The following is a 12,515-nucleotide window of genomic DNA, read 5'->3' on the forward strand; positions in this document are numbered from 1 at the left end:
TGTTTAAAATTAGTATACGTAACAAATTACTTCACCACCAACATTTAATTGTTTCGCTTGTTTTCCGGTCATAAGACCTTTTGAAGTAGAAACAATAGCAATTCCTAATCCGTTAAGGATTCTTGGTAATTTGGCAGCACCTGCGTACTTACGTAAACCAGGTTTACTAATTCTTTGGATATCTTTAATTACAGGCTCTTTAGTATCTTTATCATACTTTAAAGCAATTTTGATAGAACCTTGAACAGTGTTCGTTTCAAATTTGTAACTTAAGATATAACCTTGATCAAATAAGATCTTAGTTATTTCTTTTTTAAGATTAGAAGCTGGAATTTCAACAACTTTGTGGTTTGCAGCCACAGCGTTACGAACTCTAGTCAAATAATCTGCAATAGGATCTGTATACATATGTATTTGATTGCGATTATGGTTTTCAGGAAGCACTTTGCCTCCTGAACCTTTAATCAATTTATAAACTTTTTTAAATTACCAGCTGGCTTTTTTTACACCTGGAATTAATCCATTGTTAGCCATTTCACGGAAAGTTACACGTGAAATACCGAATTGACGGATATAACCTCTAGGTCTACCTGTTAATTTACAACGATTGTGTAAACGAACTGGTGAAGCATTTTTAGGTAATTTTTGTAGGCCTTCATAATCTCCAGCTTCTAATAAAGCTTTTCTTTTTTCAGCGTACTTAGCTACCGTTTTCTCTCTTTTAACCTCACGGGCTTTCATTGATTCTTTAGCCATATCTTAATTCTTTTTAAAAGGTAATCCTAATTCAGCCAATAATGACTTTGCTTCCTTGTCTGTTTTTGCAGTAGTAACAAATGTAATATCCATTCCTGAAATTTTGTTTACTTTGTCAATATCAATTTCTGGGAAAATGATTTGCTCTAAAACTCCAAGATTGTAGTTACCTCTTCCGTCGAAACCAGTAGCTTTAATACCACTAAAATCTCTAACACGCGGCAAAGATGAAGTAATAAGTCTATCTAAAAACTCATACATTCTTTCTCCACGTAAAGTAACTTTTGCTCCAATAGGCATCCCTTTTCTCAATTTGAATGACGCAACGTCTTTCTTTGAAATTGTAGATACTGCTTTTTGTCCAGTGATCTTTGTTAACTCATCAACTGCATAGTCAATAAGTTTTTTATCAGATACAGCTGCACCAACTCCACGGCTCAAAACGATTTTTTCAAGTTTTGGAACTTGCATAACGTTTGTATATCCGAACTCTTCTTTAAGAGCAGAGATTACTCTACTCTTATATTCTTCTTTTAGTCTAGGTGTATATGCCATTACTATAGTACTTGATTAGATTTTTTTGAAAATCTTACTTTCTTATCTCCTTCTACTCTAATACCTACTCTAGTTGTTTCCTTAGTTTTAGGATCAATTAGTGAAATGTTAGAAATTTGAATAGAAGCCTCTTTCTTAACGATACCACCTTGAGGGTTTTTAGCACTTGGTTTTGTATGTTTTGAAACCAGGTTTACACCTTCAACTATCGCTTTATTTTTCTCACGGTAAACACGTAAAACTTTACCTTCAGCACCTTTATGGTCTCCAGCAATAACTCTTACGATATCTCCTGATTTTATTTTTAGCTTTATCATCTTAAAACGAATTAAAGCACTTCTGGTGCTAATGATACAATTTTCATGAATTGTTTTTCACGAAGTTCTCTTGCTACCGGACCAAAAACACGAGTTCCTCTCATTTCCCCTGCAGCGTTCAAAAGAACACATGCATTGTCATCGAAACGGATATAAGAACCATCAGCTCTTCTCACTTCTTTTTTGGTACGCACAACAACTGCAGTTGAAACAGCTCCTTTTTTCACGTTACCGTTTGGAGTTGCATCTTTAATAGATACTACAATCTTGTCACCAACAGAGGCATACCTTCTTTTGGTACCTCCTAAAACACGGATAGTTAAAACTTCTTTTGCTCCCGTGTTATCTGCTACTTTTAGTCTTGATTCCTGTTGTACCATAATTATTTAGCTCTTTCTAAGATTTCAACTAATCTCCAACATTTTGTTTTACTTAAAGGACGCGTTTCGCTAATTCTTACAGTATCTCCAATGTTACAGTCGTTTGTTTCGTCGTGTGCAACATATTTCTTAGTTTTCAACACGAACTTACCGTATAATGGGTGTTTTACTTTTCTTACTTCAGCAATAACAATAGATTTATCCATTTTATTTGAAGTAACAACACCTATTCTTTCTTTTCTTAAATTTCTTTTTTCTTCCATCTTTCAGCAGAATACAATTATTGTAACTCTCTTTTAGTTAACTCTGTAGCCAATCTTGCAACTGTTCTTCTAACGCTTCTAATTTGAAGTGGGTTAGCAATTGGAGAAATAGCGTGAGCCATTTTTAGGTCAGCATATACTTTCTTAGTTTGACTAAGTTTTTCTTGCAACTCCGCTGCAGAAAGATCTTTTATTTCTGATTGTTTCATAATAAATATTAATTATGCTTCGAAATCTCTAGCAACGACGAACTTAGTTTTTACTGGAAGTTTTTGAGCTGCAAGACGTAAAGCCTCTTTTGCAACTGACAATGGAACTCCTCCAACTTCAAACATAATTCTTCCTGGTTTAACAACAGCAGCCCAATACTCAACTGCTCCTTTACCTTTACCCATACGTACTTCAAGAGGTTTCTTAGTAATAGGTTTATCTGGAAATATTTTAATCCATAATTGTCCCTCTCTCTTCATGTAACGAGTTGCAGCAATACGTGCAGCTTCGATTTGACGAGAAGTTAAGAACATTCCATCTTCATGTACAGATTTAATACCAAACATTCCATTAGAAAGTTCATGCCCTCTTTGAGAGTTACCTTTCATTTTACCTTTTTGTACCTTACGGTATTTTGTTCTTTTAGGCTGTAACATTTTTCTTTAGTTTAAAAATTTACTTTCTTTTACGAGCGTCTGGTTTTCCACCTTTATTAAAGTTAGATTTACCTCTAGGGGCATCTCCACCTTTACCACCGCCAGTACCAGATTGTTTTTTATCCATTCCAGCAAGTGGAGAAAGATCTCTCTTTCCATAAACTTCACCTTTCATGATCCATACTTTGATACCCATTCTACCGTAAGTAGTGTGAGCTTCAGCCAAAGCATAATCAATATCAGCTCTGAAAGTTGATAGAGGAATTCTACCTTCTTTGAAACCTTCTGAACGTGCCATTTCAGCTCCATTCAAACGACCAGAAATCAAAACTTTAATACCTTCTGCATTCATACGCATAGAAGCTGCAATAGCCATCTTAATTGCACGTCTGTAAGAGATACGGCTTTCGATTTGACGAGCGATGCTAGTCGCCACAAGATAAGCATCTAACTCAGGTCTTTTAATTTCAAAGATGTTAATTTGAACCTCTTTGTCAGTAACTTTCTTAAGTTCTTCTTTTAACTTGTCTACCTCTTGTCCACCTTTTCCGATAATGATACCAGGTCTAGCAGTAGTGATAGTAACGGTTACAAGTTTCAAAGTTCTCTCGATGATTACTTTTGATACACTAGCTTTTGATAAACGAGCGTGGATGTACTTTCTGATTTTGTGATCTTCGGCAAGTTTATCACCGTAATCATTTCCACCATACCAGTTTGAGTCCCACCCTCTGATGATACCAAGTCTATTTCCAATTGGATTTGTCTTTTGTCCCATGCTGCTTAAGAATTGCTTTGTGTGTTATTGATAGCTCCAAGCACGATTGTAACGTGGTTAGAACGTTTTCTTATTCTGTGTGCACGACCTTGTGGAGCTGGACGAAGTCTTTTTAACATCATTCCACCATCTACTCTGATCTCTTTAACAAATAATCCAGCCTCTTCTAAATTACCTTCACTATTTTTTTGCTCCCAGTTGTTGATTGCAGATAATAATAGTTTTTCTAATTTTCTTGAAGCTTCTTTAGAACTGAATCTTAAAATGTTAAGTGCTCTTTCTACCTTCTGACCTCTTACCAAGTCCGCTACTAAGCGCATTTTTCTAGGTGAAGTAGGGCAGTTATTCAATTTTGCGAAAGCAATAGACTTATTAGCCTCTTTTCTCGCATCTGCTGTTTCTCTTTTACGAACTCCCATTGCTTCTTATTTTTTACCTTTATTTTTTGCTCCAGCATGACCTCTAAAAGATCTAGTTGGTGAAAACTCTCCTAATTTGTGACCTACCATGTTTTCTGTTACGTAAACTGGTACAAATTGACGACCGTTATGAACTGCGATAGTTTGTCCAACGAAATCCGGAGTAATCATTGAAGCTCTAGACCAAGTCTTTACAACTGCATTTTTACCACTTTCTACGTTTTCCTGAACTTTCTTGTCTAATTTATAATGAACGAAAGGTCCTTTTTTTAATGAACGTGCCATATCTTATTATTTCTTTCTACGTTCTACGATATACTTGTTACTCGGGTTTTTCTTAGAACGAGTTCTGTAACCTTTAGCTGGCAATCCGTTTCTTGAACGTGGGTGCCCTCCAGAAGAACGTCCTTCACCACCTCCCATAGGGTGATCAACTGGGTTCATCGCTACTGGTCTAGTTCTAGGTCTTCTTCCTAACCATCTTGTTCTACCTGCTTTTCCAGATACAACTAATTGGTGGTCAGAATTAGAAACAGCTCCAATTGTAGCCGAGCAAGTTAACAAGATTAATCTTGTTTCACCAGATGGCATTTTAATTGTTGCATATTTCCCGTCTCTTGCCATTAACTGAGCAAAAGTTCCAGCTGAACGAGCAATAACCGCTCCTTGTCCTGGACGTAACTCAATACAAGATATAACAGTTCCAAGAGGAATTCTGCTTAAAGGCAATGTATTACCAATTTCAGGTTGAGATTCTGGACCAGAAACTAATTTCTGACCAACTTTCAATCCGTTTTGAGCAATTACATAAGTTTTCTCTCCATCAGCATAAGCTAATAAAGCGATAAATGCAGTACGATTTGGATCGTATTCGATTGATTTCACTGTAGCTGGAATTCCATCTTTAGTTCTTTTGAAATCAATAATACGATATCTCTGCTTGTGACCACCACCCGTATAACGCATGGTCATCTTTCCTTGACTATTTCTACCTCCAGAGTTTTTTATCGGCGCTATCAAAGAGCGTTCCGGCTTATCAGTTGTAATGGCGTCATAACCATTCACAACTCTAAATCGCTGACCTGGGGTAATAGGTTTTAATTTTCTTACTGACATTTTTCTATCTTAGATATTGTTGTAAAAATCAATTGTTTCTCCTTCTTGTACTTGAACAATTGCTTTTTTGATTGCATTTGTCTTTCCACTGATTAAACCACTTTTAGTGTATTTAGTAGATCTATCTGGTCTCACATTCATTGTGTTAACTGAAACGATAGTTACTCCATAAGCAGCCTCAACAGCTTTCTTAATTTGAACTTTGTTTGCTTTTTTGTCAACAACGAATCCGAAGCGGTTTAGAACTTCACTTTCTTTGGTTACTTTTTCTGTTACTATAGGTCTAATTATGATACTCATACTCCTATTATTTGCTTAAATTTTCTTCGATTAACTCCAAAGAACCTTCTAAAAGCACTAAATTATTAGTGTTTAAAATAGCGTAAGTGCTTAACTCTGAGCTAGTTACGACATTAGAAGCCTTTAAATTGCGTGACGACAAATATACATTTTTATTTGACTCTCCCAACACAAATAGAGATTTTTTATTTTCTAACCCTAAAGCTTTCAAAACGTTAATGAAATTTTTAGTGTTTGGCGCCTCAAAATTAAAGTCTTCAAGAACGATAATGTTCGACTCTTTTGCTTTGATTGAGAAAGCTGATTTTCTTGCCAATCTTTTTAAGCCTTTATTCAATTTAAATGAATAACTTCTTGGTCTTGGTCCGAAAATTGTTCCACCACCTTTAAACAATGGATTTTTGATACTACCCGCACGAGCCGTACCTGTTCCTTTTTGTTTTTTAATCTTACGTGTACTTCCAGTTACTTCAGCTCTTTCCTTAGCTTTGTGAGTACCTTGTCTTTGATTAGCAAGATATTGCTTAACATCAAGATATACAGCGTGATTGTTTGGTTCAATTGCGAATACTGAATCAGAAAGTTGAACTTTTCTACCAGTATCTTTTCCGTTGAAATCTAATACTTTTACTTCCATTACTTCTGAATGATTACGTAAGAGTTTTTATGTCCAGGAACACATCCTTTAATAACAAGTAAGTTCTTTTCAGCAACTACTTTTAAAACTCTAAGGTTTTGTACTTTTACATTATCTCCTCCCATTCTTCCAGCCATACGCATTCCTTTGAATACTCTAGATGGATAAGAAGAAGCTCCCACAGAACCTGGCGCTCTTAAACGGTTATGCTGACCATGAGTAGCTTGTCCAACACCACCAAAACCGTGACGTTTAACAACACCTTGGAAACCTTTACCTTTAGATACACCTTGTACATCTACAAATTCTCCTTCTTCAAAAATAGAAACATCAATAAGATCTCCTAATTTTTGCTCAGTTGCGAAATCTTGGAATTCAACGACTTTTTTCTTAGCAACAGTTCCAGCTTTTTTAAAGTGACCTAAAGCCGCTTTAGTAGAATGTTTCTCGTTTTTGTCATCGAAACCAAGTTGCAACGCTTCGTACCCGTCAACACCTTTGGTTCTGACTTGGGTAACAACACACGGCCCAGCCTCGATTACTGTACAAGGAATGTTTTTCCCGTTTTCGTCGAAAATACTAGTCATGCCGATTTTTTTACCAATTAACCCAGACATAAATATTAATTATTAATTACTAAAATTCCCTTCAATTTGAAAATAACAGAAATTTCCAAACAGGGAGTGCAAAAGTATACATTAAAATCGAATATACCAAACAGTTAGAAAAATTAAATCGCTCATTATCAAAATTCAAGGATTCAACTCAACAACAATAGACCATAATTTGATTCAAAAAATAAATCCCACAACACAAAAACAAAATAAAGTTATCAACAAAAAGACATCTAAAAATCAAAGCAAAACCATCGGCAAGTACCTAAATAAAAGGCATTTCAATAAAAAAACCTAACATTCAATTAAAACAAAAACTATAAAAACTTAACAACAAAATCAAAATAGAAACAACAAAAAAAAGCGAGACATTTCTGTCTCGCTTTTATATATAAATATAATAAAAATTATACTTTTATCTCTACTTCAACCCCACTTGGCAATTCAAGTTTCATTAAAGCATCAATAGTTTTTGATGAAGATGAATAAATATCAATCAATCTCTTGTATGACATTACTTCAAATTGCTCTCTCGCTTTTTTGTTAACGTGCGGAGAACGCAACACAGTGAAAAGTTTTTTGTGAGTTGGCAACGGAATTGGACCTGTTACAACTGCTCCAGTAGTTTTTACTGTTTTTACGATCTTTTCAGCAGATTTATCTACCAACATGTGATCGTAAGATTTTAGTTTTATTCTGATTTTTTGACTCATTTTCTTAAAATTAAGCGTTACCTTTTGCTTTTTTGATTACCTCTTCTGAAATATTAGAAGGTGTTTCTGCATAGTGAGAAAACTCCATTGTTGAAGTAGCTCTACCAGAAGATAATGTTCTTAATGTAGTTACATATCCAAACATTTCTGATAAAGGCACATCAGCCTTAATAGTTTTAGCACCATTTCTATCACCCATATCATTAACCTGACCTCTACGACGGTTCAAGTCACCTACGATATCACCCATGTTTTCTTCTGGAGTAATAACTTCGATTTTCATGATTGGCTCAAGAATAACAGCTCCAGCAGCACGTCCTGATTCTTTATAACCCATTCTTGCAGCTAATTCAAAAGACAATGCATCAGAATCCACAGGGTGGAAAGATCCATCAGTTAAAGTTACTTTTAAACTATCCACAGCATATCCTGCCAATGGACCAGTTTTCATAGCCTCTCTAAATCCTTTTTCAACAGCAGGGATATATTCTTTAGGAACGTTACCACCTTTTACAGCATTGATAAATTGTAATCCAACTGGAACCTTACCATCAACTTCATCAGCAGGCTCGATTGTAAATACGATATCACCAAATTTACCACGACCTCCAGATTGTTTCTTGTAAGTCTCTCTATGTGTTGCAGATCTTGTAAACGCTTCTTTGTACTCAACTTGAGGCTCACCTTGGTTCACTTCAACTTTAAATTCACGTTTCATACGATCTACTAAGATATCTAAGTGAAGCTCACCCATACCTGAAATAATAGTTTGACCAGAAGCCTCATCAGTTCTAACTGTAAATGTTGGATCTTCTTCAGCTAATTTAGCTAAAGCCATACCCATTTTATCAACGTCAGCTTTTGTTTTTGGCTCAATAGCAATACCAATTACCGGATCAGGGAATTTCATAGACTCCAATACAATTGGATTCTTTTCATCACAAAGAGTATCTCCTGTTTTAATATCTTTAAATCCAACAGCAGCACCAATATCTCCAGCCTCAATAAATTCGATTGGATTTTGTTTATTAGCGTGCATTTGGTAAATACGAGAAATTCTTTCTTTATTACCAGAACGAGTATTTAAAACATAAGAACCAGCATCTAAACGTCCAGAATATGCACGGAAGAAAGCCAAACGACCTACGAATGGGTCAGTAGCGATTTTAAATGCTAAAGCAGCGAATGGCTCTTTAACATCTGGCTTACGTAAAATTTTCGTTTGATCTTCTTCTAATAAATCAGCATCATCAGGGTGAATTCCCTCAATACCTTCTTTATCTAAAGGAGATGGTAAATACTTACAAACTGCATCCAACATAAATTGAACACCTTTGTTTTTGAAAGAAGAACCTGCAAGCATTGGAATGATTGCCATATCAATAGTAGCCGCTCTTAATGCATTGTTGATTTCTTCCTCTGTAATAGAGTTTTCATCTTCCATGTATTTATCCAAAAGATTTTCATCATAAGTTGCAATCTCTTCGATAAGAATAGAACGATATTGTTTTACTTCATCAACCATATCAGCTGGAATATCAACGATATCAAAAGTAGCTCCTTGTGTTTCATCATGCCATACAATAGCTTGATTTTTCACTAAGTCAACAATACCTTTAAAATCAGCTTCGTCTCCAATAGGCAAAGTAATTGCAACCGCATTCGATTTCAACATATCTTTAACCTGTCCGCATACAGCTAAAAAGTTAGCACCTTGACGGTCCATTTTATTTACGAATCCCATACGAGGAACTCTATATTGATCAGCAAGTCTCCAGTTAGTTTCTGATTGAGGCTCAACACCATCAACAGCACTAAACAAGAAAACTAAACCATCAAGTACACGTAAAGAACGGTTTACCTCTACAGTAAAGTCAACGTGTCCAGGAGTATCAATAATATTAAAGTGGTAAGGTAATGATTGTGGAATAACTTTACCTTGCTCCGTTGGAAAATTCCAAGTACAAGTTGTAGCAGCAGAAGTAATTGTAATACCTCTTTCCTGCTCTTGCGCCATCCAGTCCATTGTTGCAGCACCATCGTGCACCTCACCAATTTTGTGTGACTTTCCAGTATAAAAAAGAATACGCTCAGTAGTTGTTGTTTTACCAGCATCAATGTGAGCAGCAATTCCGATATTTCTTGTATATTTTAAATCTCTAGCCATTTCTTACGAATTAAAATCTAAAGTGAGAGAATGCTTTGTTAGCTTCTGCCATTTTGTGAGTATCCATTCTTTTCTTAACCGCAGCACCTTCTTCTTTAGCAGCAGCTAAACATTCTGACGCTAAACGTTGTGCCATAGATTTTTCATTTCTTCTTCTAGAATAAAGTATTAACCACTTCATTGCCATAGAGATTTTTCTGTCTGGACGAATCTGCATTGGAATTTGGAATGTAGCTCCACCAACTCTACGACTACGTACTTCTACGTGAGGCATAACGTTTGTTAAAGCATCTTTCCAGATCTCTAATGAAGTTTTCTCATCATTTTGCTTTTTAGTTTCAATGATATCAATGGCATCATAAAATACTTTAAAAGCTGTAGATTTCTTACCATCCCACATTAAGTTGTTCACAAAACGCGTTACTAATTGGTCGTTAAACCTTGGATCTGGTAAAAGTGGTCTTTTCTTTGCCGCTCTTTTTCTCATGTCTTTTTCTTAAAAGTTTTTAAATTACTTTTTTGCTTCTTTTGGGCGTTTAGCACCGTACTTAGATCTTCTTTGCGTTCTTCCTGCAACTCCTGACGTGTCAAGCGCTCCACGAACGATATGATATCTAACACCTGGTAAATCTTTTACCCTTCCGCCTCTAACTAATACTATCGAGTGCTCTTGTAGATTGTGTCCTTCTCCAGGAATGTAAGCATTCACCTCATTACCATTTGTCAAACGTACACGCGCAACTTTACGCATTGCAGAGTTTGGTTTTTTTGGTGTAGTAGTGTAAACACGCGTACAAACCCCTCTTCTTTGAGGACAAGAATCTAAAGCAACCGATTTACTCTTCTTAGTTATCTGAGTTCTTCCTGTTCTTACTAATTGTTGAATTGTTGGCATAATTAATACTAAAAATTATTATGTTTATTAAATTCCCGCTTTTTACGGGGTTGCAAATGTATAAAATAATTTTCACTATACAAACGTTAATCTATTAATTTTCAACAACATTATTTAATGTATGTTTTTACAAACAAACAATAGATATTTGCAATACATTTAACTAAACAAAATTCTCACACTTGAAACAGTTTTTCCAAGCATTGTTTTTTCTTATAAGCTTTTCGGCTTACAGCCAAAATTTTTATTTAAAAATAAGCGGATCAAACATTACGGAAAACAAAATCATTGATTCTGTAAATTATTCCACAAAACATCCAAATATAAAATCACTCTTTAATGAGATTAAAATCACTTCTGAAAAGCTCTCAAAAAAAGGCTTTCTAGATAACAAAATACTAGAAACTAAACAGATAAATGACAGCACATACATTTCACTTTTTGACCTAAAAAACAGAATAAAAAACATACATATATATATAGGTACAAATAATCTTTTTTTAAATCCCAAAAAAAGACAAAATGACACCATAATTATTCCGTACGACGAGATTGAAAACTATCTAAATGAAAAAATAGTCAACGCAGAAAAAGCTGGTTTTGCACTAAGTAAAATTAAACTTGAAAATATTCAAAGAAAGAATTTAATAATTTATGCCGACTTAAACTTTAAATCCGAAAAAAAACGCAGTGTAAATTCTATTATTCTAAATTATACCAATAGCTCTTCAAGCAGCTTTTTTCCAAAAGGACATTTAAAACAACTCAATAAAAAATATTTAAACAAGACTTTTAATCAAGAAATTACAAAACAGCTTTACGAAGACATCAACAGTTTTGAATTTGTCACCCAAACAAAGTATCCTGAAATACTTTTTACAAACGACTCTACAAAAATCTATACTTATATAGAAAAAAGAAAAGCAAATACCTTTGACGGTTTTATTGGTTTTTCTAATGATGAAAATAAGAAAGTAACACTAAACGGTTATCTTGATGTTTCATTAGTTAACACTCTTCATGCCGGAGAGCAATTTTCATTGTATTGGAAAAGCGACGGAAATCAACAAAAAACCTTTAACACTAAGCTTGAAATTCCATATATTTTCAATTCGTCATTAGGAATCAAAGCACAATTGAACATCTTTAAACAAGACAGCACATTTCAAAACACTAAAACTGCTATTGATTTAGGGTATTATTTAAACTATAATTCTAAAATTTATCTTGGCTATCAATCTACAGAATCTAGCGATATTCAAAACACAAACAACTCACTTATAAGTGATTTCAAAAATTCATACCTTACAAGCTCTTATGAATACAGAAGAGTAGATTACGAAAATAATCTAATGCCTAAAAAAGCTTTCCTTTACTCTTTAATTGGTTATGGAAAAAGAAATACAAACAACGATCCTGAGACAGCTGGCACCAGTAAACAGTTTCAAATAAACTTAAACGCCTTATACAATTTCGAAATCAATAGTAAAAATTACATCAATTTAAATTCACAAACTTTTTATCTCAAAAGCAAAAACTACATCTCAAATGAATTATTTCGTTTTGGAGGGACAAAGTCAATTCGAGGATTTTTAGAAAATAGTCTTCAGGCAAATTTTACCACATCAATTCTTACAGAATACAGATATGTAGTTTCATCCAATCTTTACATAAATTCGATCTTAGATTATGGCCTTTATCAAGATTTAACCAGCCTAGTTAATCCTCAAAAAATAAGAAAATTAATCGGCTTGGGAGTAGGCACAGCAATACAAACACCCAACGGAATCATAAACATAAATCTAACAAATGGTGCAGAAAAAACTGCAGAATTAAAATTATATAACACTATAGTAAATATATGTTATAATGTTAAATTTTGACATTTGTAAATAAATCATTACCAAAAGATTTGGTTTATTAACAAATTATTATGACTTTAGTTAAACTAATTCAAA

General features: G+C 34.3%; 20 protein-coding genes. 1 reads left to right on the top strand and 19 read right to left on the bottom strand.

Annotated features, from left to right (window positions below):
• Window positions 1–9: 9 nt before the first annotated feature.
• The 19 genes from rpsH to rpsL all read right to left on the bottom strand — a co-directional run bounded on the left by rpsH (window position 10) and on the right by rpsL (window position 10,557).
• Complete coding sequence (rpsH, locus tag AC1RRQ_RS20365; protein WP_029272051.1) at window positions 10–408, bottom strand: 30S ribosomal protein S8; 399 nt, start codon at window positions 406–408, stop codon at window positions 10–12.
• Window positions 409–486: 78 nt separating this feature from the next.
• Entirely contained in the window at window positions 487–756 is a 270-nt protein-coding gene (gene rpsN / locus AC1RRQ_RS20370) for a 30S ribosomal protein S14 (protein ID WP_031456037.1), read from the bottom strand.
• Between the two features lie 3 nt (window positions 757–759).
• Window positions 760–1,311: a 50S ribosomal protein L5 gene (rplE, locus tag AC1RRQ_RS20375; RefSeq protein WP_111285049.1), complete on the bottom strand. Its 552-nt coding sequence runs from the start codon at window positions 1,309–1,311 to the stop codon at window positions 760–762.
• A 2-nt stretch (window positions 1,312–1,313) separates the two neighbouring features.
• Window positions 1,314–1,628: a 50S ribosomal protein L24 gene (gene rplX / locus AC1RRQ_RS20380; RefSeq protein WP_053470828.1), complete on the bottom strand. Its 315-nt coding sequence runs from the start codon at window positions 1,626–1,628 to the stop codon at window positions 1,314–1,316.
• An 11-nt stretch (window positions 1,629–1,639) separates the two neighbouring features.
• Window positions 1,640–2,008 carry a 50S ribosomal protein L14 gene (gene rplN, locus AC1RRQ_RS20385; RefSeq protein ID WP_007803649.1) on the bottom strand — a complete coding sequence of 123 codons (369 nt, stop codon included), beginning with the start codon at window positions 2,006–2,008 and terminating at the stop codon, window positions 1,640–1,642.
• Window positions 2,009–2,010: 2 nt separating this feature from the next.
• Window positions 2,011–2,271 (bottom strand): 30S ribosomal protein S17, encoded by a 261-nt coding sequence (gene rpsQ, locus AC1RRQ_RS20390; RefSeq protein WP_007803646.1) that lies wholly within the window; start codon window positions 2,269–2,271, stop codon window positions 2,011–2,013.
• Window positions 2,272–2,288: 17 nt separating this feature from the next.
• Complete coding sequence (gene rpmC / locus AC1RRQ_RS20395; RefSeq protein WP_008464297.1) at window positions 2,289–2,480, bottom strand: 50S ribosomal protein L29; 192 nt, start codon at window positions 2,478–2,480, stop codon at window positions 2,289–2,291.
• Window positions 2,481–2,492: 12 nt separating this feature from the next.
• Window positions 2,493–2,918: a 50S ribosomal protein L16 gene (rplP, locus tag AC1RRQ_RS20400; protein WP_017495016.1), complete on the bottom strand. Its 426-nt coding sequence runs from the start codon at window positions 2,916–2,918 to the stop codon at window positions 2,493–2,495.
• A 19-nt stretch (window positions 2,919–2,937) separates the two neighbouring features.
• A complete protein-coding gene (gene rpsC / locus AC1RRQ_RS20405; protein WP_012022487.1) occupies window positions 2,938–3,696 on the bottom strand; it encodes a 30S ribosomal protein S3 in 759 nt (252 codons plus the stop codon).
• 5 nt (window positions 3,697–3,701) lie between these two features.
• The gene (gene rplV / locus AC1RRQ_RS20410) at window positions 3,702–4,115 is read right to left on the bottom strand and encodes a 50S ribosomal protein L22 (protein WP_007803631.1); all 414 of its coding nucleotides are present in this window, start codon (window positions 4,113–4,115) and stop codon (window positions 3,702–3,704) included.
• A 6-nt stretch (window positions 4,116–4,121) separates the two neighbouring features.
• Window positions 4,122–4,400, bottom strand: a complete 279-nt coding sequence (gene rpsS / locus AC1RRQ_RS20415; RefSeq protein ID WP_008464288.1) for a 30S ribosomal protein S19 — start codon at window positions 4,398–4,400, stop codon at window positions 4,122–4,124.
• A 6-nt stretch (window positions 4,401–4,406) separates the two neighbouring features.
• Window positions 4,407–5,231, bottom strand: a complete 825-nt coding sequence (rplB, locus tag AC1RRQ_RS20420; protein ID WP_035650459.1) for a 50S ribosomal protein L2 — start codon at window positions 5,229–5,231, stop codon at window positions 4,407–4,409.
• 9 nt (window positions 5,232–5,240) lie between these two features.
• Window positions 5,241–5,531: a 50S ribosomal protein L23 gene (gene rplW / locus AC1RRQ_RS20425; protein WP_012022489.1), complete on the bottom strand. Its 291-nt coding sequence runs from the start codon at window positions 5,529–5,531 to the stop codon at window positions 5,241–5,243.
• 7 nt (window positions 5,532–5,538) lie between these two features.
• The gene (gene rplD, locus AC1RRQ_RS20430) at window positions 5,539–6,168 is read right to left on the bottom strand and encodes a 50S ribosomal protein L4 (RefSeq protein WP_089055327.1); all 630 of its coding nucleotides are present in this window, start codon (window positions 6,166–6,168) and stop codon (window positions 5,539–5,541) included.
• On the bottom strand, window positions 6,168–6,785 hold the full coding sequence (gene rplC / locus AC1RRQ_RS20435; protein ID WP_253791548.1) for a 50S ribosomal protein L3: 618 nt from the start codon (window positions 6,783–6,785) through the stop codon (window positions 6,168–6,170). Before rplC ends, rplD begins: the two co-directional genes overlap by 1 nt.
• A gap of 404 nt (window positions 6,786–7,189) precedes the next feature.
• Complete coding sequence (gene rpsJ, locus AC1RRQ_RS20440) at window positions 7,190–7,495, bottom strand: 30S ribosomal protein S10 (RefSeq protein WP_007803605.1); 306 nt, start codon at window positions 7,493–7,495, stop codon at window positions 7,190–7,192.
• A 10-nt stretch (window positions 7,496–7,505) separates the two neighbouring features.
• Complete coding sequence (gene fusA, locus AC1RRQ_RS20445) at window positions 7,506–9,662, bottom strand: elongation factor G (protein ID WP_493024822.1); 2,157 nt, start codon at window positions 9,660–9,662, stop codon at window positions 7,506–7,508.
• Between the two features lie 10 nt (window positions 9,663–9,672).
• The gene (gene rpsG / locus AC1RRQ_RS20450; RefSeq protein WP_026727879.1) at window positions 9,673–10,149 is read right to left on the bottom strand and encodes a 30S ribosomal protein S7; all 477 of its coding nucleotides are present in this window, start codon (window positions 10,147–10,149) and stop codon (window positions 9,673–9,675) included.
• A gap of 24 nt (window positions 10,150–10,173) precedes the next feature.
• Entirely contained in the window at window positions 10,174–10,557 is a 384-nt protein-coding gene (gene rpsL / locus AC1RRQ_RS20455; RefSeq protein WP_007136570.1) for a 30S ribosomal protein S12, read from the bottom strand.
• 182 nt (window positions 10,558–10,739) lie between these two features.
• Between rpsL and AC1RRQ_RS20460 the strand changes: the two genes are divergently transcribed.
• Window positions 10,740–12,440 (top strand): BamA/TamA family outer membrane protein, encoded by a 1,701-nt coding sequence (locus tag AC1RRQ_RS20460; protein WP_493024823.1) that lies wholly within the window; start codon window positions 10,740–10,742, stop codon window positions 12,438–12,440.
• Window positions 12,441–12,515: the final 75 nt, after the last annotated feature.

This window comes from Flavobacterium sp. GW821-FHT12A05, from assembly GCF_058807735.1.

What these genes read in the sequence shown, in the direction of transcription:
- rpsH (WP_029272051.1), bottom strand. Translation starts at nt 408, where the DNA reads ATGTATACAGATCCTATTGCAGATTATTTGACTAGAGTTCGTAACGCT.
- rpsN (WP_031456037.1), bottom strand. Translation starts at nt 756, where the DNA reads ATGGCTAAAGAATCAATGAAAGCCCGTGAGGTTAAAAGAGAGAAAACG.
- rplE (WP_111285049.1), bottom strand. Translation starts at nt 1,311, where the DNA reads ATGGCATATACACCTAGACTAAAAGAAGAATATAAGAGTAGAGTAATC.
- rplX (WP_053470828.1), bottom strand. Translation starts at nt 1,628, where the DNA reads ATGATAAAGCTAAAAATAAAATCAGGAGATATCGTAAGAGTTATTGCT.
- rplN (WP_007803649.1), bottom strand. Translation starts at nt 2,008, where the DNA reads ATGGTACAACAGGAATCAAGACTAAAAGTAGCAGATAACACGGGAGCA.
- rpsQ (WP_007803646.1), bottom strand. Translation starts at nt 2,271, where the DNA reads ATGGAAGAAAAAAGAAATTTAAGAAAAGAAAGAATAGGTGTTGTTACT.
- rpmC (WP_008464297.1), bottom strand. Translation starts at nt 2,480, where the DNA reads ATGAAACAATCAGAAATAAAAGATCTTTCTGCAGCGGAGTTGCAAGAA.
- rplP (WP_017495016.1), bottom strand. Translation starts at nt 2,918, where the DNA reads ATGTTACAGCCTAAAAGAACAAAATACCGTAAGGTACAAAAAGGTAAA.
- rpsC (WP_012022487.1), bottom strand. Translation starts at nt 3,696, where the DNA reads ATGGGACAAAAGACAAATCCAATTGGAAATAGACTTGGTATCATCAGA.
- rplV (WP_007803631.1), bottom strand. Translation starts at nt 4,115, where the DNA reads ATGGGAGTTCGTAAAAGAGAAACAGCAGATGCGAGAAAAGAGGCTAAT.
- rpsS (WP_008464288.1), bottom strand. Translation starts at nt 4,400, where the DNA reads ATGGCACGTTCATTAAAAAAAGGACCTTTCGTTCATTATAAATTAGAC.
- rplB (WP_035650459.1), bottom strand. Translation starts at nt 5,231, where the DNA reads ATGTCAGTAAGAAAATTAAAACCTATTACCCCAGGTCAGCGATTTAGA.
- rplW (WP_012022489.1), bottom strand. Translation starts at nt 5,531, where the DNA reads ATGAGTATCATAATTAGACCTATAGTAACAGAAAAAGTAACCAAAGAA.
- rplD (WP_089055327.1), bottom strand. Translation starts at nt 6,168, where the DNA reads ATGGAAGTAAAAGTATTAGATTTCAACGGAAAAGATACTGGTAGAAAA.
- rplC (WP_253791548.1), bottom strand. Translation starts at nt 6,785, where the DNA reads ATGTCTGGGTTAATTGGTAAAAAAATCGGCATGACTAGTATTTTCGAC.
- rpsJ (WP_007803605.1), bottom strand. Translation starts at nt 7,495, where the DNA reads ATGAGTCAAAAAATCAGAATAAAACTAAAATCTTACGATCACATGTTG.
- fusA (WP_493024822.1), bottom strand. Translation starts at nt 9,662, where the DNA reads ATGGCTAGAGATTTAAAATATACAAGAAATATCGGAATTGCTGCTCAC.
- rpsG (WP_026727879.1), bottom strand. Translation starts at nt 10,149, where the DNA reads ATGAGAAAAAGAGCGGCAAAGAAAAGACCACTTTTACCAGATCCAAGG.
- rpsL (WP_007136570.1), bottom strand. Translation starts at nt 10,557, where the DNA reads ATGCCAACAATTCAACAATTAGTAAGAACAGGAAGAACTCAGATAACT.